The sequence below is a fragment of the Oleiagrimonas sp. MCCC 1A03011 genome (assembly GCF_003267965.1).
Taxonomy (GTDB): domain Bacteria; phylum Pseudomonadota; class Gammaproteobacteria; order Xanthomonadales; family Rhodanobacteraceae; genus Oleiagrimonas; species Oleiagrimonas citrea.
This window is the reverse complement of the sequence record NZ_MSPY01000003.1, coordinates 310,636-329,967: the sequence shown is the minus strand read 5'-3', so window position 1 is coordinate 329,967 and position 19,332 is coordinate 310,636. Positions and strand designations below refer to the sequence as shown.

The window sequence follows — 19,332 nt, the reverse complement described above, 5'->3', positions numbered from 1 at the left end:
TCGAATGGGAGGACTTCTGCGCATCAGGCGACACGTAGGCGTTCGATCAATCCTTGCACGCCGTCGCGGGCCAGGTTCAGCACAGCGCGAAAATCTTCGCGTCCGCCGTAGTAGGGATCGGGTACTTCGCCCTCCGCACGGACGCCGGCCACATCCAGGAACAGGCCCAGGCGGCCGTGCAGCGACGACGGACAGCGCGTACGCATCTCGTCGAGGTTGGCTGCATCCATCGCCAGCAGCCAGCGCCAGCGCGTGAAATCGGCGTCCTCCAGTCGCCGCGCGCGATGCGGCGAGAGATCGTATCCGGCTTCGGCGCCAGCGCGAACCGAGCGTGGGTCGGCACCCTCACCGGCGTGCCAGCCGCCGGTGCCGCAGGAATCGACCGGCAGGTTCAGCCCCGCGCGTTCGAACTCCAGGCGCGCCACGGCCTCGGCCAGCGGCGAGCGACAGATGTTGCCCAGACAGACAAAGAGGACGCCTTGCCCTTCACTCACGATGCGATCTCCCGGAGATGGCGTTCGGCGCGACGCAGGTCGTCCTCCGTGTCGATACCCGGCGGGAACGGTTCCGGCGTCAGCGCCACCTGGATGGCGTGACCGTGTTCGAGCGCGCGCAGTTGCTCCAGGGACTCGGCGCGCTCCAGCGGCGTCGGTGACAGCCGCGCTAAACGGCGCAGGAAGCCTGCGCGATACGCGTACAGACCGATATGCCGGAGAAACGGGATGCCCGCCGGAAGACACTCGCGATGCGACGCGAACGCATCGCGCGGCCACGGAATCGGCGCGCGACTGAAATACAACGCGCGACCGTCCGCCGCCCGCACCAGCTTCACGCAGTTCGGATCGAGCAGCGCTTCGACATCGTCCAGCTCGACCGCGAGCGTGGCCATCGGTGCATCGCTGCCGGCCAGCGCGTCGACCACGGCACGGAGACCGCCGACCGGGGCGAAGGGTTCGTCGCCCTGCAGGTTCACCACAATGTCGTCGTCATCCCAGCCCCGTTGCTCGGCGCAAGCCGCGATGCGATCGCTGCCGGATGCCAAGTCGGCGTCGGTCATGCACACCGTGACCGGCATGGTCTCCAGCGCCGCCGCGATACGCTCGTCATCGGTCGCGACCACCACCTCGCGTGCACCGGCATCCAGCGCGCGAGCGGCCACATGCGCAATGAGCGGACGATCGCCGAGCCTGCGCAGCGGCTTGCCCGGCAACCGCATGGACGCGTAGCGCGCGGGAATGGCAACGATGAACGGAACGGATTCGGAAGGCATGCAGATCCCCGCAGTGGTTCATTCCAGCTTAGCGCGTCCGGCCACGGTCATTTCCGCAGACAGTGCGCAGACGCACTCGTCATGCATCGATGGACAGATATGATGGGGCTTCCCCATCCCACATCCAAGTTCGACCATGCATTCTGGACATGCTCCGCGCCTGCTCGCCTGCAGCGCCCTGCTCGCCCTCGTTGCCCTCGCCAGCGGCACACGTCCGGCATATGCCGCGCCGCCGCGTCATGACGACGCTGCGATGCACGCCTTCGTCGACAAACTGCTGTCCCGCATGACCCTGGAGGAGAAAATCGGACAGCTCAGCATCATGGGCAAGGGAGCCGACAACCTGCAGACGCTGATCCGCAATGGTCGCCTCGGCGGCACCAACGGCGTCCTGCCGGATACCGATGTTCTGGCCTACACACGTCGCATGCAGAAGCTAGCCATGCAGTCGCGCCTGAAGATCCCGCTGTGGTTCATGGGCGACGTCAATCACGGCTTCCGCACCATCTTTCCGGTACCGCTGGCGCTGGCTTCGACCTGGAATCCCCAGCTGGTCGAACGCGTGCACCGCGCGGCCGCCGAGGAAGCGACGGCTGTCGGCGTCGACTGGACCTTCAGCCCCATGGTCGACATCACCCGCGATCCGCGCTGGGGGCGCGGCGTCGAGGGTTCCGGCGAAGACCCGTACCTCGGCGCGGCCATGGCGCGCGCGCAGATTCGAGGTTTCCAGGGCACAAACCTGGCCGCATCCGACACCATGATGGCCACGGCCAAGCACTTCGTCGGCTACGGCGCCGCGCAGGGCGGACGTGACTACAACGCCGCGCACATTCCGCAAGACCAGCTCGAGGACGTCTACCTGCCGCCGTTCCGCGCGGCGGTGAAGGCCGGCGTCGGCGCGATCATGCCCTCGCTGACCACGCTCAACGGCATCCCCGCTACCGCCGATGGCGCACTGCTGAACGGTCTGCTGCGCAAGCGATGGGATTTCCAAGGCCTGATCGTGTCCGATTTCGACGCCATCCCGGAACTGACCCTGCACGGCGTGACCGCCAATGACGCCGAGGCCGCCCGCATGGCGCTCGAGGCCGGGGTCGACATCGACCTGCACGGCGGCACCTACCTGAAGCAGCTGCCGGCCCTGGTGCGCAGCGGCAAGATACCGATGCGCGTGCTCGACCGCGCCGTGCGCCGGGTGCTGGAAGCCAAGTACCGCCTCGGCCTGTTCGACGATCCGTACCGCTATGACGACGCCGCGCGCGCCCGCCGCGTGACGCGCTCGCCGGCGCATCGTGCCCTGGCACGCGAGGCCGCGGCGCAATCCATGGTGCTGCTGAAGAATGCCCACGGTCTGCTGCCACTCCAGCGCGATGCCCGCATCGCCGTCATCGGTCCGCTGGCGCGCGATCGCGCCACCATGCTCGGCCAGATGCCCGCCGCTGGACGCGTGCAAGATGTGACCCCGATTCTGACCGGCTTGCGCCAGCAGGCCACGCATGCGGACCACGTGCGCTTCGCCCAGGGCGTCCCCGTGCGGGGCGGCAACGATGCCGGCATCGCCGACGCCGTGCGGACCGCGCGCGCGGCCGACGTCGCCGTGCTGGTGCTCGGCGAAAGCCACGACCTGTTCGGCGAGGGACTGAGCCGCTCGCGAATCGGCCTGCCCGGCCGCCAACTCGAACTGGCCAAGGCCGTGATCGCGACCGGCACACCCACCGTGGCCGTGCTGATCAACGGACGACCGCTGGCCATTCCGTGGCTGCACGATCATGCCGACGCGATCCTCGAAGCCTGGGTGCCCGGCGACGCGGCCGGTCTGGCCGTGGCCGACGTGCTGTTCGGCCGGATCAATCCCTCCGGCAAGCTGCCGATGACCTTCCCGCGCGATGTCGGCCAGGTGCCGATCTTCTACGCGCACACGCGCACCGGCCGTCCCTACGACGACAGCAGCGACCTCGCCCTGCACTACAGCAGCCACTACGTCGACGTGCCGAACTCGCCGCTGTATCCATTCGGCTACGGCTTGAGCTACACGCACTTCGACTACAGCGATCTTCATGTGGACCGCAGTCACCTGCGCCCCGATGGGGTCCTGCACGTGCGCGTACGGGTGCGCAACACCGGCATACGCCGCGGCGCCGATGTCGTGCAACTGTACGTGCACGACAAAGTCGCCAGCCGCAGCCCGCCGCTGCGTCTGCTTAAAGGGTTCCAGCGCGTGATGCTGGCACCGGGACAATCGACCGAAGTCACCTTCACGCTGCGTGCCTCCGACCTTGCCTTCGATCGGGGCGACGGCTCCTGGGGTATGGAACCCGGCGCCTACGACCTCTACGTGGGCGGCGATTCCACCGCCACGCTGCAATCGTCGTTCACGCTCGACGCGGCGCGCTGAATCTTCAGCGCGTCTCGCGCACCCGCAGGTCGAGACCCCACTGCCCCGCTTGCGTGGCGAAGTCGGGGAAGGACGTGTCCACGGCTGCGCAGTCGAGAATGTGCACCGCCTCGGCCGAGCGCGAAGCCGCGACCGCGAAACTCATCGCGATGCGGTGATCGCCGTGGCTGTCGATCTCGCCGCCGCCGAAGCGTCCTTCGCCCTGCCCGACGATGTCCGCGCCGTCCGGCGTTTCCTCGACCGTCACGCCCAGCGTGCGCAGACCGCGCGCCATGGCATCGATGCGATCAGATTCCTTGACCCGCAGCTCGGCCGCGCCGCGCACGCGGGTCACGCCCTCAGCACAGGCGGCAGCAACGAACAACGCGGGGAATTCGTCGATCATGTCGCTGACATGCTCGACCGGCACGTCGATGCCGCGCAGCGGCGCGTGACGGATCTCCAGATCAGCCAGCGTCTCGCCGGCCTCCTCGCGCGCCTCGTGCACGGTAATGTCCGCGCCCATCCGGCGCAGTACCTCGAGCAGACCCGTGCGGCGCGGATTCAGGCCGACCGCGCGCAGGCGCAAGTGCGAACCGGGCGTGATGACCGCCGCCAGCAGCGGAAACGCCGCCGAGGAGAAGTCGCCCGGCACCACGACCTCACCGCCCTGCAGCGTCGCTCCGCCGCGAAGCCGCACGTAGCCCGGCTCCATCTGCACCGGCCATCCGAAGGCGGCCAGCATGCGCTCGGTGTAGTCGCGGGTCGGGCGCACTTCGCGCACGACGGTCTCGCCCTGCGCGTACAGCCCGGCCAGAAGCACTGCCGACTTCACTTGCGCGCTGGCCATCGGCGGAGCGTACTCGATGCCATGCAAAGAATGTCCGCCGCGCAGAGTCAACGGCGGCAGCCCGCCTTCGCGCATTTCCACGACCGCGCCCATCTGCTGCAGCGGATCGCTGACACGACGCATCGGCCGCCGGCTCAGCGAAGCATCGCCGACCAGTGTGCTGTCGAAGGCCTGGCCGGCCAGCAGTCCCGCCAGCAGACGCATGCCGGTGCCGGCGTTGCCGCAGTCGAGCGGCGCATCGCTGCCGCGCAGCCCATGAAGACCGACGCCATGCACGATGCGCTGTCCCGGCGCCGGCGTCTCCATGCGCACGCCCAACTGCTGCATGATGCGCGCCGTGGCGCGCGTGTCTTCGCCTTCGAGAAAACCGCGTACGTGCGACACGCCCTCGGCGATGCCCGCAAGCATCACCGCGCGGTGCGAAACCGATTTGTCGCCGGGTACATCGAAGGTGCCGTGCACCGGTCCCGCCGGACCGGCGATCCAGTCCCGTCGCGCTTGCATCACAGAGTCTCCAGAAATCGGTCGTTCTCGGCCCGCGATCCCACGCTGACCCGAAGAGTGTGCGGCAGACCGTATCCGCCCATCGGGCGCACGATCACGGCCTGATCGAACAGGCGCTGCTCCAGGACCTGGGCATCCTCGCCCAGGTCGAGTAGCAGGAAATTGGTCTGCGAAGGCAGCGTGGCGAATCCGCGCTCAGACAGCGTACGCTCCATCCGCGCACGCTCGGCCGCGTTGATGTCGATCGCCGACTGCAGATACGCGGCATCGTCCAGCGCCGCGCGCGCCGCGGCCTGCGCCACCTGGTTGATGTTGAAGGACTCGCGTAGCCGCTCTAGCACCGCCGCTACCGACGCGTGCGCCAACAAGTAACCGATGCGCAGACCGGCCAACGCGTACGCCTTGGAAAAGCTGCGCGTCACGATCAGGTTCGGATGGGCGTCGAGCAACGCGATCGCCGTATCCAGTCCCGGCGCCTGCATGTATTCGCCATAGGCCTCGTCGACCACGACCAACGTGTCGCGCGGCACGCGTTGCAGGAAGGCTTCCAGCGCCGCGTGCGTGAACCAGGTGCCGGTCGGATTGTTCGGGTTGGCCAGATAGATCAGGCGCACGTCCTCGCGCAACGCATCCGCCATGGCATCCAGATCGTGCCCGAGCGGCGCCGTCGGGTGCGTACGCGGCAACGCCGGCACGCACACGGCAGGCGCACCCGCGGCCGTCGCGGCAATCGGGAACACCGCGAAACCGAACTGCGCGTGCATCACGGCCGCATCCGCGCCGGCGAAGATCTGCGCCAGTTGCATCAGCAGTTCGTGCGAACCGTTGCCGAATACCAGTTGGTCCGGCGTCACGCCGTGCTGTTGCGCCAGCGCCTCGCGCAAGGCACCGCAGCGTGGATCGGGATAGCGGTACGTCTCGCTCAACGCCGCATGCGCCGCCTCCAGCGCCGCGGGGCTGGGACCCAGCGCATTCTCGTTCGAGCCCAGTTCGGCCAGCACCGCGCCAAAACGTGTGCGCAGGCGCGGGAGATCGTGACCGGGATCGTAGGCACGCAGACGGCGAATCGCCGGCTGCGCCAGGCGCTCGGGATCGAAACTCACGGCACCGCGACCGGGTACGAGCCGAGGATCTTGACCTCGCGGGCGAACGGCGACATCTCCTTCAGCGCCGCGCGCACCGCCTCGTCCTCGACATGCCCGCTGATGTCGATGAAAAATGCGTACTGCCACTTGCGGCCATGCGCCGGTCGCGACTCGATGCGATTCATGGTCACGTCGTGCGCGGCCAGCGGCCCCAGCACGTGGGCCAGCGCGCCCGGTTGGTCCTTCACGAACACCAGCACCGAGGTGCGATCGTTGCCCGAGGGCGGGAACAGCTCGCGACCCAGCACCAGGAAGCGCGTGGTGTTGTCCGGCCGGTCCTCGACCGGACCGGCCAGCGGCTTCAGCCCGTAGACCAGCCCCGCGCTCTCGCCGGCAATGGCGGCTGCGTCGTCCGCGTTGCGCGCGCGGCGCGCGGCTTCGGCATTGCTCGACACCGGCACGCGCTCGGCATGGGGCAGATGCTGCCGCAGCCACGACTTGCACTGCGCCAGCGACTGCGGATGCGAGTACACACGCTCGATGTCCTCCATGCGGCCGGTGCGCGAAAGCAGATACTGGTGCACGCGCAGCTCGACCTCGCCGCAGATCTTCAGCTCCGAGGTCAGGAACATGTCCAATGTGACCTGGATTGTGCCCTGCCCGGAATTCTCCACCGGCACCACGCCGAAATCGGCGTTGCCGGCCTCGACCTCCTGGAACACTTCCTCGATGCTGCCCAGAGGCAGTCCATGCGAGGAGTGGCCGAAATGCTTGCGCGCGGCCTGCTCACTGAAGGTGCCCTGCGGGCCGAGGAAGCCGATCTTCAACGGTTCCTGCTGCGCCAGGCAGGCCGACATGATCTCGCGGAACAGCCGCACCATTTCCTCATTGGAGAGCGGTCCGTCGTTGCGGTCGACCACGCGCCGCAGTACCTGCGCCTCGCGCTCGGGCCGGTAGTAGTCGACGGCGGCCTTCAGCGCGCCCTTGGCCTTGCCGACCTGCTGCGCCCATTGCGCGCGCTCGGCGATCAGGCCCTGGATGTCGCGATCGATGGCGTCGATACGCTCGCGCGCCTGCACCAGAGTGAAGGTCGGTTTGTCGGTGGCCGGTTTGCTCATCGCACGCCCCTCATCCGTGGCGCTGCGCAAAATCGCGCATGAATTGGATCAGGGCCTTCACGCCCTCCATCGGCATCGCGTTGTAAATCGAGGCGCGCATACCGCCCAGTGCGCGATGCCCTTTCAGCGCCAGCAATCCGGCCTGTGACGACTCCTCCAGGAACAGCGTGTTCAACGCCTCGTCGTGCAGGCGGAACGGCACGTTCATGCGCGAGCGCGAGTCCGGGTCGATGTCGTTGCGGTAGAACCCACCGTAACCGTCGATAGCCGCGTAGAGCGCCTCGGCCTTGGCCCGGTTGCGTTCGCCGATAACGTCCAGACCGCCCTGCGCGGCGATCCACTTGAAGGTCAGACCGGCCAGGTACCACCCCCAGGTGTTGGGCGTGTTGAGCATCGAGTCGCGCTCGACGTGCCGGGCATAGCGGAAGATGTCCGCCATCGGCCGGCCCGTGCGCTGCAGCAGATCCTCGCGGATGATGAGCAGCACCAGGCCGGACGGCCCGATGTTCTTCTGCGCCCCGGCGTAGATCATGCCGAAGCGCGACACATCCAGCGGCCGCGACAGGATGTCCGACGACATGTCCGCCACCAGCGGCACGTCGCCGCTCTCCGGAATCCGATGGAACTCGGTGCCGTGAATGGTCTCGTTGGGTGTGTAGTGCAGATACGCCGCACCCGGATCGACGTCGATGACCGACGGCACGCGGCGGAAGCCGTCCGCTTCGGTACTGGCCGCCACGCGCGTCCGCACGTACGGCTCGGCCTCGCGCACGGCCTTCTGGCTCCAGTGCCCGGTGACCACGTAGTCGGCGCTGTCCCCGGGGGCGGCAAGATTCATGGCCAGCTGCGCGAAATGCTGCGTCGCGCCGCCTTGCAGAAACAGCACCGCATAGCGGTCGGGAATGCCCATCAGGGTGCGCAGGTCCTGTTCGGCTTCCTCGGCCATATCCATGAAATCACGGCCGCGATGCGACACCTCCATGACCGATGCGCCGGTGCCGCGCCAGTCCAGCAGTTCGCGCTGCGCCTGCGCCAGCACTTCGGGTGCGAGCACAGCGGGACCGGCGCTGAAGTTCCACGGTCGGACGGGATCGGTCATGTTTGCAATTCGCCTTTCGAAAAAAACGCGGCTCGCAGCCGCACATTCCGATTATGGCTCGCGATGGGCAGGCTGCAAGCCTGTCGACATGCCCATTCGTCACATGCGGGTCAGGAGGTCACAGTCGCACGAACAGGAACGCGGCAATGGCCAGCGCCAGGGCTGCTGCCGTGACGATCAGCCACCACACTTCCCGTCTCGGCCCCACGCTGTCCTCGGGCAAGACGTTGTCTTCGTCCGGTGTTTCCACCGGCGTGTCGGGGCGTAGCTCGCAGGCATCCACGACAAAACGATGCGCCCCCAGCGAGATCTGATCGCCATCGCCCAGGACGGCTTCGCGTGCGGATTCGCCATTGACGCTCACGGGGCAGGATTCCGGCAACTGCACGCATCGCAGCAGTAAGCGTCCGTCCTCGCGCACCAGCGAAACGCAAGCATCGGGCGCCTGTGCGATGCCGAGCGGCCAGCGGCCCGTGTTACCCAGATCCAGGCGCGCATCGATACGCTGCGCACGTCCGGACAGCGGACCGGCGACCGCGCGCAGACTGGCCTGCCCGATGCGCACGTCCGAATCGGCAACCGCCGCAGGCCGGCACAGGCGAAGGCGGGTATCGCCGATGCCGAGGCTGTCTCCCGGCCGCAGCAGCGCACGCTCGCGCACCTGGCGCGCATTGAGATACACGCGCCCGGCGCCTGGCATCACCGTCAGCACCATGCCGCGCGCATCGTGCGTCAGTTGCAGATGATGTGCGGCCACGCCCGGCGCATGGATCACCAGATCGTTGTCGGCGGCACTGCCGATACGGAACGTGCGACGGTTCCAGTCGACACCCGGATGTTCGGCATTGGCGAATTCGATGCGCATGTTGGCCGACCCGTTGCCGTCGTGCGCGCACATGGGACGGATATCGAAACGATCCCGTCCGGCGCCGACGTGCGTTGCCCCGTTGCTTGCAATGCTCATGATACCTCTAAGCTCGCAGACCGTCGTGCAACCGCCGCTGACTGACCCGTCCAGCGGCACATGCACACCGCATCGGCTATGCTCTGCGCCCGCATCAACCGCTTCCACGTCACGGACACGCCATGCCTTCGATCGACATCCGCCGTACTCATTCACTGGGTCTGGAACAGGCACATGCCGCCGTGGACAAGGTCGCGCAGCGCATGCGCGAGAAGTTCGGCGTGGACACCCGCTGGGACGATGACACCCTGCGATTCAGCCACATGGGCGTTGATGGCGGCATCGCCGTGAGTGCCCACGACGTGCATGTGCAGGCGCGCCTGGGCATGCTGGTGTCGGCCCTCAAGCCGCGCATCGAGAACGAGATTCACGCCAAACTGGACGAGTATTTCGGCCCCGCCAAGACACCCTGACCGCCCCGCCGCGCGTTTGCGTCTTTGATCGAGCGGCCTTGCGTGGCAAAATGCACGGCTTACGCGGCCGTACCGGCCCGCTCGCTGAAGAATTTATGGCCAAAGACGACGTCATCGAAATGGAAGGCAAGGTCCTCGAGACCCTGCCCAACACCATGTTCCGCGTGGAGCTGGAGAACGGCCACGTGATCACGGCCCACATCTCCGGTCGCATGCGCAAGCACTACATCCGCATCCTGACCGGCGACAAGGTGCGCGTCGAAATGACGCCGTACGACCTGACCAAGGGTCGTATCACCTACCGCATGAAGTAAGCCGCCGGACTTTCGTCCGCGCGGCCGACGCAATCGAGCCACGACGAAGCCTGGGAGCACCCCGGGCTTTTTCTCGTGCCCGTCCCTCACATAACCATCGATCCGACGATGACGCATCCGCAGACAAAGAAGCCCGGGTGCGACGGATCGCACCTGGGCCTTGCGCACCCATGCGGATGCTTGCCGTCTCAGCTCACCGTTGCCGGCAGCTTCTCTCCGGCCTCGGTCTCGACCAACAGTTCGCCATCGGCGACGCTGAGCTTCACCTTGCCGCCATCGGCCAGCTTGCCGAACAGCAGTTCGTCGGCCAGCGGGCGCTTGATGTGCTCCTGGATCACGCGCGCCATCGGCCGCGCCCCCATCTGCGGGTCGAAACCGCGCTCGGCCAGCCAGCGCCGCGCCTCGGCGCTGACGTCGACAGCCACCTGCTTCTCGTTGAGCTGCGTCTCCAGTTCGATCAGGAACTTGTCGACCACGCGCAGGATGTGCTCGAAGTCCAGCGAGCTGAACTGGATCACCGCATCCAGACGGTTGCGGAATTCCGGCGTGAAGGTGCGGCGGATGGTCTCCATGGCGTCCGGCGAATGGTTCTGCTCGACGAAGCCGATGGTCCGCCGCGACGCCAGCTGCGCGCCGGCGTTGGTGGTCATCACCAGAATCACGTTCTTGAAATTGGCCTCGCGACCATTGGTGTCCGTCAGCACGCCACGGTCCATGACCTGCAGCAGGATGTTGAACACGTCCGGATGCGCCTTTTCGATCTCATCCAGCAGCAGCACGCAGTGCGGATGCTTGGTGACCGCCTCGGTCAGCAAGCCGCCCTGATCGAAGCCGACGTAGCCCGGAGGCGCGCCGACCAGGCGCGACACCGAGTGCGCCTCCATGTACTCGGACATGTCGAAGCGGATCATCTCGATGCCCAGCTGCATGGCGAGCTGCTTGGTGACCTCGGTCTTGCCGACACCGGTCGGACCGGCCAGCAGGAAGCTGCCGATGGGCTTCTTCGGGTCGCCCAGACCGGAACGCGCCATCTTGATCGAGGCCGAAAGGGCTTCGATGGCCGGATCCTGCCCGAACACCACCATCTTCAGGTTGCGCTCCAGGTTCTTCAGCACGTCGCGGTCGGAGGCGGAAACCTGCTTGGCCGGAATCCGCGCCATGCGCGCGACGATGAACTCGATGTCGGCGACCTCGATGCGGTCGCTGCGCTCGTTCTCCGGGAACAGGCGCTGGCGGGCGCCGGCCTCGTCGATCACGTCGATGGCCTTGTCCGGAAGCAGACGGTCGGGAATGTGCTTGACCGACAGGTCCACGGCGGCCTGCAGCGCCTCGCCGCTGTACTCGACAGCGTGATGCTTCTCGAAGCGCTCCTTCAGACCGCGCAGGATCTCCACGCTCTCGGCGATGCTCGGCTCGACGATGTCGATCTTCTGGAAGCGCCGCGCCAGCGCGCGGTCCTTCTCGAAGATGCCGCGGAATTCCTGGAACGTCGTCGAACCGATGCAACGCAGCTCGCCCGAGGCCAGCATGGGCTTGATCAGGTTCGAGGCGTCCATGGTGCCGCCCGACGCCGAACCGGCGCCGATGATGGTGTGGATCTCGTCGATGAAGAGGATCGCGTTCTTTTCCTTCTTCAGCTGACCGATCACCGCCTTCAGACGCTTCTCGAAATCGCCGCGATACTTCGTGCCGGCGACCAGCGCGCCCAGATCCAGTGCCCAGATGGTGCTGTCGGACAGCACTTCGGGCACATCGCCCTCGACGATGCGCTTGGCCAGACCTTCCGCCAGCGCGGTCTTGCCGACGCCGGCCTCGCCGACGTAGAGCGGATTGTTCTTGCGCCGGCGGCACAGCACCTGAATGGTGCGCTCGACCTCTTCCTGACGGCCGATCAGCGGGTCGATGCGACCTTCCTCGGCCAGCTCATTGAGGTTGTTGGCGTATTCCTGTAGCGGGTTGTTACCGCTCTCGGCAGCCGCTTCCTCGCCCTCGCGCTGCTCGGCCGCGGGCGGCGCCTCGCTGTCGTCGCCGATGCGCGCGATGCCGTGCGAGATGTAGTTGACCACGTCCAGACGCGTCACTTCCTGCTGATGCAGGAAATACACGGCATGCGAATCCTTCTCGCCGAAGATCGCCACCAGCACGTTGGCGCCGGTGACCTCCTTCCGCCCGGAGGATTGCACGTGGTAGACCGCCCGCTGCAGCACGCGCTGGAAACCCAGCGTAGGCTGCGTGTCGCGCTCGTCGCCGTCCTGCAGCACGGGCACGGTCTCTTCGATGATCTTGCTGAGCGCCTCGCCGAGGCGCCCCAGATCGACATTGCATGCGCGCAGAACCGTGGTTGCCGAGGCGTTGTCGAGCAGCGCCAGCAGCAGATGCTCCACGGTCATGAACTCGTGGCGCTGCTCACGCGCCGACTTATAGCAATGGCCAATGGTGAGCTCGAGATCCTTGCTAAACATTCGGATCGTCTCCTGGTTGGACTCTGCGGCCCGCCCGCAGGCGGGGCTATACGCTCAAAATGGGGTCGCTCAGAGCTTTTCCATAGTGCACATCAACGGATGTTGATGGGTCCTTGAGTACTCATTGACCTGCGTGACCTTGGTTTCGGCCACCTCGCGAGAAAAAACACCGCACACGCCCTTGCCGCGGGTATGTACGTGCAACATCACCTGCACCGCACGCTCCTGATCCATCGCGAAGAACGCGCGGAGCACGTCGATGACGAAATCCATCGGCGTGTAATCGTCGTTGATCAGCACCACCTGGAACATCGGCGGCTTGCCGAGCTTCGGCTTGGCAGACTCGACAGCGACGCCGTGGTCGTACTCGTGATCGTGATCGTGATCGTGATCGTGGTCGGAAGAATGGGCCATGGTTGAAGAATCGTCCTGTTTCGCCTCCATTATACGCAGGCCCGACGCGCGCAAGCGATCCGGGCCATGTGGCGTAAGTGATGGCACAATGGCGTTTTTCCACACCCTTACGACGAAACGCCATAAGCATGAACGATGCCAAAGCCCCCGCGCCGGCGATCTGGTGCCCGCACGTGACGGTGGCCAGCATCGTCGCCGACGACGACGGCCGCTTCCTGATGGTCGAGGAATCGGTCAGCGGTGCCATCCGCTACAACCAGCCCGCCGGCCATCTGGAGCCGGACGAGGCGCTCACCCATGCCGCCGTTCGCGAAACGCTGGAAGAAACCGGCTGGGACATCGAGCTTCAGCATCTGATCGGCGTGCACCAGTGGTACAGCCCGCAGCACCGCGAGCACATCGTGCGCTTCAGCTTCGCCGGCCGCGCGCTGCGGCATCGACCCAACCATGTGCTCGACGACGGCATCATCGGCCCGCAATGGCTGCGACGCGACGAGATCGAGGCGCTGGGCGAGCGTCTGCGCAGTCCACTCGTGCTGCGCAGCATCGACGCCTGGCTGGGCGGCCAGCGACTGCCGCTGAGCGCCGTGACCAGTCTGCTCGACCAGGACACGGCCCACGCATGAAAGTGATGCTCGGCCTTTCCGGCGGCGTCGACTCCTCGGTTGCCGCATTGCGCCTGCGCGAAGCGGGCCACGATGTCGAATGCCTGTTCATGCAGAACTGGGAAGAAGACACCCGCGACGGCCCCTGCCGCGCCGAGGAGGACCGCAAGGACGCCGTCGCCGTGTGCGCTGCGCTCGGCCTGCGTTTCCACAACCGCAATTTCGCCGCCGAATACTGGGATGGCGTATTCGAGCATTTTCTCGCCGAATACCGCGCCGGACGCACGCCCAATCCCGATGTGCTTTGCAACCGCGAGATCAAGTTCCGCACCTTCCTCGAACACGCCCGCGACCTGGGCGCGGAGAAGATCGCCACCGGTCACTACGCGCGCATCGACCAGCGCGATGGCCAATGGCGTCTGTTGCGCGCGACGGACACGAACAAGGACCAGACCTATTTCCTGCATGCGCTGGGACAAGAGCAGCTGGCCGCCACGCTGTTCCCCATCGGTGACATGGCCAAGCCGTACGTGCGCCGCATGGCCGAGGCCGCGCACCTGCCCACGCACGCGAAGAAGGACTCCACCGGCATCTGCTTCATCGGCGAGCGCGACTTCCGCAGCTTCCTGGCGCAGTACATCCCGGCCCGCTCCGGCCCGATGCAGACGCCGGACGGCGAGACCGTCGGCGAGCACGACGGCGTCATGTACTACACGCTGGGACAGCGCAGCGGCCTGAACATCGGCGGCCGGCGCGGCGCATCCGGCAAACCGTGGTACGTGGTCGGCAAGGATGTACGGCAGAACATTCTCTATGTCGCCCAGGGCGGCGAGAACGACTGGCTGCAGTCCCACCGCGTGCGCGCCTCCTCGCTGACCTGGGTCGCCGGCACGGCGCCGGCGGACGACTTCGCCTGCACCGCCAAGGTACGCTATCGCCAGACCGACCAGCCCTGCCGCGTCCGACTCGACGGTGACGAGGCGCGCATCGTGTTCGAGGACGCGCAGCGCGCTGTGACACCGGGCCAGTCGATCGTGTTCTACGATGGCGAGGCCTGCCTCGGCGGCGGCATCATCGAAGCGACCGATGCCGCGTTCGGCGGATGGTCCGCGCCCACCACTCACGCATGAAAGGAACGATCCGGATGACGCTGCCTCTGCCGCGCCACACCACGCTTCAATCGCTTTTCACCGGGAGCCGCGCATGAACGAGGATCGCGTCCTGGCGCTGGCCGGTGTCTTCCAGGGCTGCGCACTGGCGCATCAACTGGCGACGCGCGGCAGCTGCGACGAAACCGCGCTCGAGCATTCCCTCGCCAGCATTTTCCGCATCGACGCCGACAGCGTGCCCGACGTGTTCGGCGGCATCGCCGGCGCGCGTATGGGGCTACGCACGCTGACCGAGCAGTTCGACGACACCCGCCACGAACTGGCCATCGCGCGCATGGCCGTCACCGTGCTGCGCGTCGAACGCACGCTGTCCGGCCGTCAACGGCTGGTCAAGCAACTGCAGGAAGGCATCGTCCAGGCGCAACGTCAGGCCGACCACTTCGGCTGCACGCACGCCACAGTGACCGCGCGCCTGGCCGACCTGTACACCGCGACCATCTCTACGCTGCGCCCGCGCGTGATGGTCAGCGGCTCACCGCTGTTGCTGCAGCAGCAGAACGTCGTCGAACGCATCCGCGCCTCGCTGCTGGCGGCCGTTCGCGCGGCCGTGCTCTGGCGTCAGATCGGCGGCCGACAGTGGCAATTGATCTTCAAGCGCAAGCAGGCCGCGATGCTCGCGCGCGGCCTGCTGACCGGCGCAACGCTGGACAGCGGTTGATCCCGGGGCCGTTCTGTCGCATTTTTGTCCTCTTGTATCCCCGCACAACGCACGATCCCTCTGGAGACCCATGAGCACGTTACGCAAGAAAGACGCCTGGCAGGCCCTTGAACGCCATTACGAGAGCATGCGCAAGCGTCGTCTGCGTGATCTGTTCGCACGCGATTCCGAACGCGCGAAGAAATTCAGCGCCGAAGCCGCGGGCTGGCGGCTGGACTATTCCAAGCACCGCATTAACAACGCGACCATGCAGCATTTGTTCGCGCTGGCTCGCGAGTGCGACGTGGAAGCGCGACGCGACGCCATGTTCGCTGGAGAGAAAATCAACAACACCGAGCACCGCGCCGCCCTGCACATCGCCCTGCGCGCACCGGCCGGCAGCGTGATCGAGTGTGACGGCAAGAACATCGTGCCCGGCGTGCATGCCACGCTCGACCGCATGGCGGTGTTTGCCGATGCCGTGCGCAACGGCGACCTGACCGGATTCAGCGGCAAGCGCATCCGCAACATCGTCAACATTGGCATCGGCGGTTCCGACCTGGGGCCGGTGATGGCCTACGAGGCGCTGCGCCATTACAGCGATCGCACGCTGCGCATGCGCTTCGTCTCCAACGTCGACCACACCGACTTCGCCGAAGCCGTGCGCGACCTGGAGCCGGAGGAGACGCTGTTCATCGTCGCCTCCAAGACCTTCACCACGCTGGAGACGATGACCAACGCGCACACCGCGCGTGACTGGCTGCTGGCCGCCGCCGGCAGCAAGCAGGCGGTGAAGAAACACTTCGTGGCGCTGTCGACCAACCGCGAGGCGGTGCGCAAGTTCGGCATTCCGGCCATGCACACCTTCGGTTTCGAGGACTGGGTCGGCGGCCGCTACTCGATGGATTCGGCCATCGGCCTGTCCACCATGATCGCCATCGGCCCGCGCGCCTTCGGCGAGATGCTCGACGGCTTCCACGCCATGGACGAGCATTTCCGCAACGCACCGCTGGAAGAGAATCTGCCGGCGATCATGGGTCTGCTCGGCGTCTGGTACAACGACTTCTTTGGCGCCGAGACCGTCGCCGTGCTGCCCTACGAGCAGTACCTGAAGCGCTTCCCGGCCTATCTGCAGCAGCTGACCATGGAGTCCAACGGCAAGCGCGTCACACGCGGCGGCAAGGCCGTGGACGTCGCCACCGGCCCGGTGTTCTGGGGCGAGCCCGGCACCAACGGCCAGCATTCGTTCTATCAGCTGATCCATCAGGGCACGCGCCTGATTCCGTGCGATTTCATCGCCTTCGGCCAGTCGCTGAACCCCAGCGGCCGCCATCACGACCTGTTGCTGGCCAACGTCATCGCCCAGGCCGAAGCACTGGCCTTCGGCAAGACGCTGAAGGAAGTACGCGACGAAGGCGTGCCGGCCGCGCTGGCGCCGCACAAGGTGTTCGAGGGCAACCGCCCGTCCAGCCTGCTGACCGCCCAGCGCCTGACCCCGGCCACGCTGGGCGCGCTGGTGGCACTGTACGAGCACAGCGTGTTCGTGCAGGCCGCGATCTGGGACATCAACCCATTCGATCAGTGGGGCGTGGAACTGGGCAAGGTGCTGGCCAAGAAAGTGGCCGAGGAAATCGAGTCGCCGCGCAAGCGCCTGTCCCACGACGATTCCACCAACACCGCGATCCGCTGGTACCGCAAGGCACGCGCGCAGGCCGAGAACCAGGGCCCGGGCACGCCGACCGTGCTGGTGCTGGACATCGGCGGCACCCACGTGAAGATGCGCATCTCCGACCGCGACGAAATGCGCCGCTTCAAGTCCGGCCCGGACCTCACCCCGCAGCAGATGATGGACAAGCTGCTGCCGCTGGTCGAGGACTGGCGCTACGACGCCGTCACCCTCGGTGTACCCGCGCCGGTGATCCAGGGCCGTCTTCGCACCGACCCGATCAACCTCGGCGCGGGCTGGAAGGACTTCGATTTCCGCCGCGCCTTCAACTGTCCGGTACGCGTGGTCAACGACGCCGCGATGCAGGCACTGGGCAGCTACCAGGGCGGCCGCATGCTGTTCCTGGGGCTCGGCACCGGACTCGGCTCCGCCCTCATCATCGACGGCGTGCTGCAACCAACCGAGCTCTCGCACATGCCGTGGCGCAAGCACACCTACGAGCACTACGTCAGCGACAAGTTCTACAACGAGAACAAGGACGCCTGGACCGACAACGTGCTGGAGCTGATCCAGGTGATGCGCAACGCTTTCATGCCCGACTACGTGATGCTCGGCGGCGGCAACGTGCGGCACCTGAAGGATCTCCCGGACGGTGTGCTGCGCGGAGAGAACGGCAACGCCTTCCACGGCGGCTTCCGCATCTGGGAACTGCCGCGCTGAGCGCGGCGGGCGCACGCAGGGCATGACGCGCACCTCCGCTCCGCCCGATCATGACCCGCGGATGCAGGGCTTGCCCGCATCCGCCGTACCGCGCATGCACGCGGCGGCGCGCGCGATCCGTGACGGTGCACCGGCCCAGGCCGAGCAGTTGCTGGTCGCGGTGCTGGCGGGAACGCCCAATCACCCCGAAGCGCTTCGCCTGCTGGGCATCCTGCGCAATCGCCAGCAGCGTTTCGCCGAGGCCGCCAAGCTGCTCGAACAGGCGCGGGCTCAGCGTCCCGACGACAGCGCCACGCTCAGCGATCTGGCTTCGGCCCTGTACGGACTCGAACGCAAACAGGAAGCCTTCGCGCACTGGCGCGAAGCCTGCCGACTGCGGCCGGAATTCGCGCTCGCCTGGTTCAATCTCGGGCGCAACCTGCAGCAGGAAGGCATCACCGAAGAAGCCGTCGAGGCGCTGCAGGAGGCCACGCGCCTGGCGCCCGACATGCTGCCCGCGCACGTACTGCTCGGCGACGCGCTGGTGCATCTGGGCCACTTCGACGACGCCGACGCCAGCTACCGCGCCGCGCTGAAACTGCACCCGGCCAACGGCGATGCCTGGCGCGGCTTGTCCAACATGAAGACGCGCCCGCTCGGCGAGTCCGATGCCTTGCAGCTGAACGCGGCGCTGAAGCATCCCGCCGCGCAACCGCCCGACCGCATCGCCATGCGTCATGCGCTGGGCAAGCTGCACGAGGACCGCGAACGCTACGCCGAGGCTTTCGACGCCATCGCGCAGGCCAACCGCGAATCGCAGTCGCTGGCGACATGGAACCGCCACGCCTTCCACCGATTGGTCGAAGGCGTGGTCGCGCAGGATGCGCACATCGCGCAAAGCCAGGACGCCGAACGCGGCCGCGAGGCGATCTTCATCGTCGGCATGCCGCGCGCCGGCTCGACACTGGTCGAACAGATCCTCGCCGCGCATCCGCACGTCGAGGGCGCCAGCGAACTACCCGACCTCGGCGCCGTGCTGGCCGCCGAGACCACGCGCCGCAAGAAACCGTTCCCACAGTGGCTCGGCGAAGCCGATGCGGACGACTGGGCGCGTCTGGGTCGCGACTACCTCGCGCGCACCGCCCGCTGGCGTACCGAACGTCCCCGGCACACCGACAAGATGCCGGAGAACTGGCTCTACACCGGTCTGCTGCGCGCGATGCTGCCCGGCGCGGTGGTGATCGACGCGCGCCGCGACCCGCTGGAGACCGGCTGGTCGTGCTTCAAGCAGCAGTTCTACCGCCTGCCTCATTTCAGCAACGACCTGACCGACCTGGCCGCCTACCTGCGCGACTATGAACACGCCATGGACCGTTGGCGCGCGCACGAACCCGAACGCATCGTGCTACAGCGCTACGAAGACCTGCTGGATGCACCCAAGGCACAGATCCGCACCCTGCTGGACGCCTGCGGCCTGCCCTTCGACAACGCCTGCCTGGATTTCCATAACGCCCATCGCAGCGTGCGCACCGCCAGCGCCGCGCAGGTCCGCCAGCCGCTTCGGCGCGACACCGCGCGCGCCGAACGCTACGGCGCGGCCCTGGATCCGCTGCGCGCAGGACTGGCGCATCCCGACGCCACGGACTGACGTTCAGCGCCAAGCACGATGCCCGGATTCCTGCCTGTCTA

The 19,332-nt window shown here is 66.8% G+C and carries 17 protein-coding genes; 8 read left to right on the top strand and 9 right to left on the bottom strand.

Annotated features, from left to right (window positions below; all coding sequences use genetic code 11):
• Positions 1-23: 23 nt before the first annotated feature.
• Both BTJ49_RS08050 and kdsB read right to left on the bottom strand, forming a co-directional pair.
• The gene (locus BTJ49_RS08050) at positions 24-494 is read right to left on the bottom strand and encodes a low molecular weight protein-tyrosine-phosphatase (RefSeq protein ID WP_240601779.1); all 471 of its coding nucleotides are present in this window, start codon (positions 492-494) and stop codon (positions 24-26) included.
• Entirely contained in the window at positions 491-1,270 is a 780-nt protein-coding gene (gene kdsB / locus BTJ49_RS08045) for a 3-deoxy-manno-octulosonate cytidylyltransferase (protein WP_113064859.1), read from the bottom strand. Before kdsB ends, BTJ49_RS08050 begins: the two co-directional genes overlap by 4 nt.
• Positions 1,271-1,406: 136 nt before the next feature.
• Between kdsB and BTJ49_RS08040 the strand changes: the two genes are divergently transcribed.
• Positions 1,407-3,665, top strand: coding sequence for a glycoside hydrolase family 3 N-terminal domain-containing protein (locus BTJ49_RS08040; RefSeq protein WP_113064858.1), 2,259 nt, complete (start codon positions 1,407-1,409; stop codon positions 3,663-3,665).
• Between the two features lie 4 nt (positions 3,666-3,669).
• Here the strand turns inward: BTJ49_RS08040 and aroA are convergent, their stop codons facing one another.
• The 5 genes from aroA to BTJ49_RS08015 form a co-directional block, all read right to left on the bottom strand.
• Entirely contained in the window at positions 3,670-4,998 is a 1,329-nt protein-coding gene (aroA, locus tag BTJ49_RS08035; RefSeq protein ID WP_113064857.1) for a 3-phosphoshikimate 1-carboxyvinyltransferase, read from the bottom strand.
• Positions 4,998-6,101, bottom strand: a complete 1,104-nt coding sequence (hisC, locus tag BTJ49_RS08030; RefSeq protein ID WP_113064856.1) for a histidinol-phosphate transaminase — start codon at positions 6,099-6,101, stop codon at positions 4,998-5,000. The genes aroA and hisC overlap by 1 nt, the downstream gene beginning before the upstream one ends.
• Complete coding sequence (gene pheA, locus BTJ49_RS08025) at positions 6,098-7,201, bottom strand: prephenate dehydratase (RefSeq protein ID WP_113064855.1); 1,104 nt, start codon at positions 7,199-7,201, stop codon at positions 6,098-6,100. The genes hisC and pheA overlap by 4 nt, the downstream gene beginning before the upstream one ends.
• A 10-nt stretch (positions 7,202-7,211) precedes the next feature.
• On the bottom strand, positions 7,212-8,300 hold the full coding sequence (serC, locus tag BTJ49_RS08020; protein WP_113064854.1) for a 3-phosphoserine/phosphohydroxythreonine transaminase: 1,089 nt from the start codon (positions 8,298-8,300) through the stop codon (positions 7,212-7,214).
• Between the two features lie 118 nt (positions 8,301-8,418).
• Positions 8,419-9,264 (bottom strand): FHA domain-containing protein, encoded by an 846-nt coding sequence (locus tag BTJ49_RS08015; protein WP_113064853.1) that lies wholly within the window; start codon positions 9,262-9,264, stop codon positions 8,419-8,421.
• A gap of 122 nt (positions 9,265-9,386) precedes the next feature.
• On the opposite strand from BTJ49_RS08015, the gene BTJ49_RS08010 reads away from it, so the two are divergent.
• Both BTJ49_RS08010 and infA read left to right on the top strand, forming a co-directional pair.
• A complete protein-coding gene (locus BTJ49_RS08010) occupies positions 9,387-9,677 on the top strand; it encodes a polyhydroxyalkanoic acid system family protein (RefSeq protein ID WP_113064852.1) in 291 nt (96 codons plus the stop codon).
• Between the two features lie 95 nt (positions 9,678-9,772).
• Positions 9,773-9,991, top strand: a complete 219-nt coding sequence (infA, locus tag BTJ49_RS08005; RefSeq protein WP_043101035.1) for a translation initiation factor IF-1 — start codon at positions 9,773-9,775, stop codon at positions 9,989-9,991.
• Positions 9,992-10,179: 188 nt separating this feature from the next.
• On the opposite strand, the gene clpA is transcribed toward infA, so the two are convergent.
• The gene (gene clpA, locus BTJ49_RS08000; protein ID WP_113064851.1) at positions 10,180-12,453 is read right to left on the bottom strand and encodes an ATP-dependent Clp protease ATP-binding subunit ClpA; all 2,274 of its coding nucleotides are present in this window, start codon (positions 12,451-12,453) and stop codon (positions 10,180-10,182) included.
• 69 nt (positions 12,454-12,522) lie between these two features.
• Complete coding sequence (gene clpS, locus BTJ49_RS07995; RefSeq protein WP_113064850.1) at positions 12,523-12,867, bottom strand: ATP-dependent Clp protease adapter ClpS; 345 nt, start codon at positions 12,865-12,867, stop codon at positions 12,523-12,525.
• A gap of 128 nt (positions 12,868-12,995) precedes the next feature.
• Between clpS and BTJ49_RS07990 the strand changes: the two genes are divergently transcribed.
• The 5 genes from BTJ49_RS07990 to BTJ49_RS07970 all read left to right on the top strand — a co-directional run bounded on the left by BTJ49_RS07990 (position 12,996) and on the right by BTJ49_RS07970 (position 19,291).
• A complete protein-coding gene (locus BTJ49_RS07990; RefSeq protein ID WP_113064849.1) occupies positions 12,996-13,493 on the top strand; it encodes an NUDIX hydrolase in 498 nt (165 codons plus the stop codon).
• A complete protein-coding gene (mnmA, locus tag BTJ49_RS07985) occupies positions 13,490-14,602 on the top strand; it encodes a tRNA 2-thiouridine(34) synthase MnmA (RefSeq protein ID WP_113064848.1) in 1,113 nt (370 codons plus the stop codon). The genes BTJ49_RS07990 and mnmA overlap by 4 nt, the downstream gene beginning before the upstream one ends.
• A gap of 73 nt (positions 14,603-14,675) precedes the next feature.
• Positions 14,676-15,299, top strand: coding sequence for a high frequency lysogenization protein HflD (hflD, locus tag BTJ49_RS07980; RefSeq protein ID WP_113064847.1), 624 nt, complete (start codon positions 14,676-14,678; stop codon positions 15,297-15,299).
• 70 nt (positions 15,300-15,369) lie between these two features.
• Positions 15,370-17,664 carry a glucose-6-phosphate isomerase gene (gene pgi, locus BTJ49_RS07975; protein ID WP_113064846.1) on the top strand — a complete coding sequence of 765 codons (2,295 nt, stop codon included), beginning with the start codon at positions 15,370-15,372 and terminating at the stop codon, positions 17,662-17,664.
• A 61-nt stretch (positions 17,665-17,725) separates the two neighbouring features.
• On the top strand, positions 17,726-19,291 hold the full coding sequence (locus tag BTJ49_RS07970; protein ID WP_113065096.1) for a tetratricopeptide repeat-containing sulfotransferase family protein: 1,566 nt from the start codon (positions 17,726-17,728) through the stop codon (positions 19,289-19,291).
• Positions 19,292-19,332: the final 41 nt, after the last annotated feature.

Excerpts from the sequence above, each read along its gene's own strand:
- kdsB (WP_113064859.1), bottom strand. The coding sequence starts at position 1,270 with ATGCCTTCCGAATCCGTTCCGTTCATCGTTGCCATTCCCGCGCGCTAC.
- BTJ49_RS08040 (WP_113064858.1), top strand. The coding sequence starts at position 1,407 with ATGCATTCTGGACATGCTCCGCGCCTGCTCGCCTGCAGCGCCCTGCTC.
- aroA (WP_113064857.1), bottom strand. The coding sequence starts at position 4,998 with ATGCAAGCGCGACGGGACTGGATCGCCGGTCCGGCGGGACCGGTGCAC.
- pheA (WP_113064855.1), bottom strand. The coding sequence starts at position 7,201 with ATGAGCAAACCGGCCACCGACAAACCGACCTTCACTCTGGTGCAGGCG.
- serC (WP_113064854.1), bottom strand. The coding sequence starts at position 8,300 with ATGACCGATCCCGTCCGACCGTGGAACTTCAGCGCCGGTCCCGCTGTG.
- BTJ49_RS08015 (WP_113064853.1), bottom strand. The coding sequence starts at position 9,264 with ATGAGCATTGCAAGCAACGGGGCAACGCACGTCGGCGCCGGACGGGAT.
- BTJ49_RS08010 (WP_113064852.1), top strand. The coding sequence starts at position 9,387 with ATGCCTTCGATCGACATCCGCCGTACTCATTCACTGGGTCTGGAACAG.
- infA (WP_043101035.1), top strand. The coding sequence starts at position 9,773 with ATGGCCAAAGACGACGTCATCGAAATGGAAGGCAAGGTCCTCGAGACC.
- clpA (WP_113064851.1), bottom strand. The coding sequence starts at position 12,453 with ATGTTTAGCAAGGATCTCGAGCTCACCATTGGCCATTGCTATAAGTCG.
- clpS (WP_113064850.1), bottom strand. The coding sequence starts at position 12,867 with ATGGCCCATTCTTCCGACCACGATCACGATCACGATCACGATCACGAG.
- BTJ49_RS07990 (WP_113064849.1), top strand. The coding sequence starts at position 12,996 with ATGAACGATGCCAAAGCCCCCGCGCCGGCGATCTGGTGCCCGCACGTG.
- mnmA (WP_113064848.1), top strand. The coding sequence starts at position 13,490 with ATGAAAGTGATGCTCGGCCTTTCCGGCGGCGTCGACTCCTCGGTTGCC.
- hflD (WP_113064847.1), top strand. The coding sequence starts at position 14,676 with ATGAACGAGGATCGCGTCCTGGCGCTGGCCGGTGTCTTCCAGGGCTGC.
- pgi (WP_113064846.1), top strand. The coding sequence starts at position 15,370 with ATGAGCACGTTACGCAAGAAAGACGCCTGGCAGGCCCTTGAACGCCAT.
- BTJ49_RS07970 (WP_113065096.1), top strand. The coding sequence starts at position 17,726 with ATGCAGGGCTTGCCCGCATCCGCCGTACCGCGCATGCACGCGGCGGCG.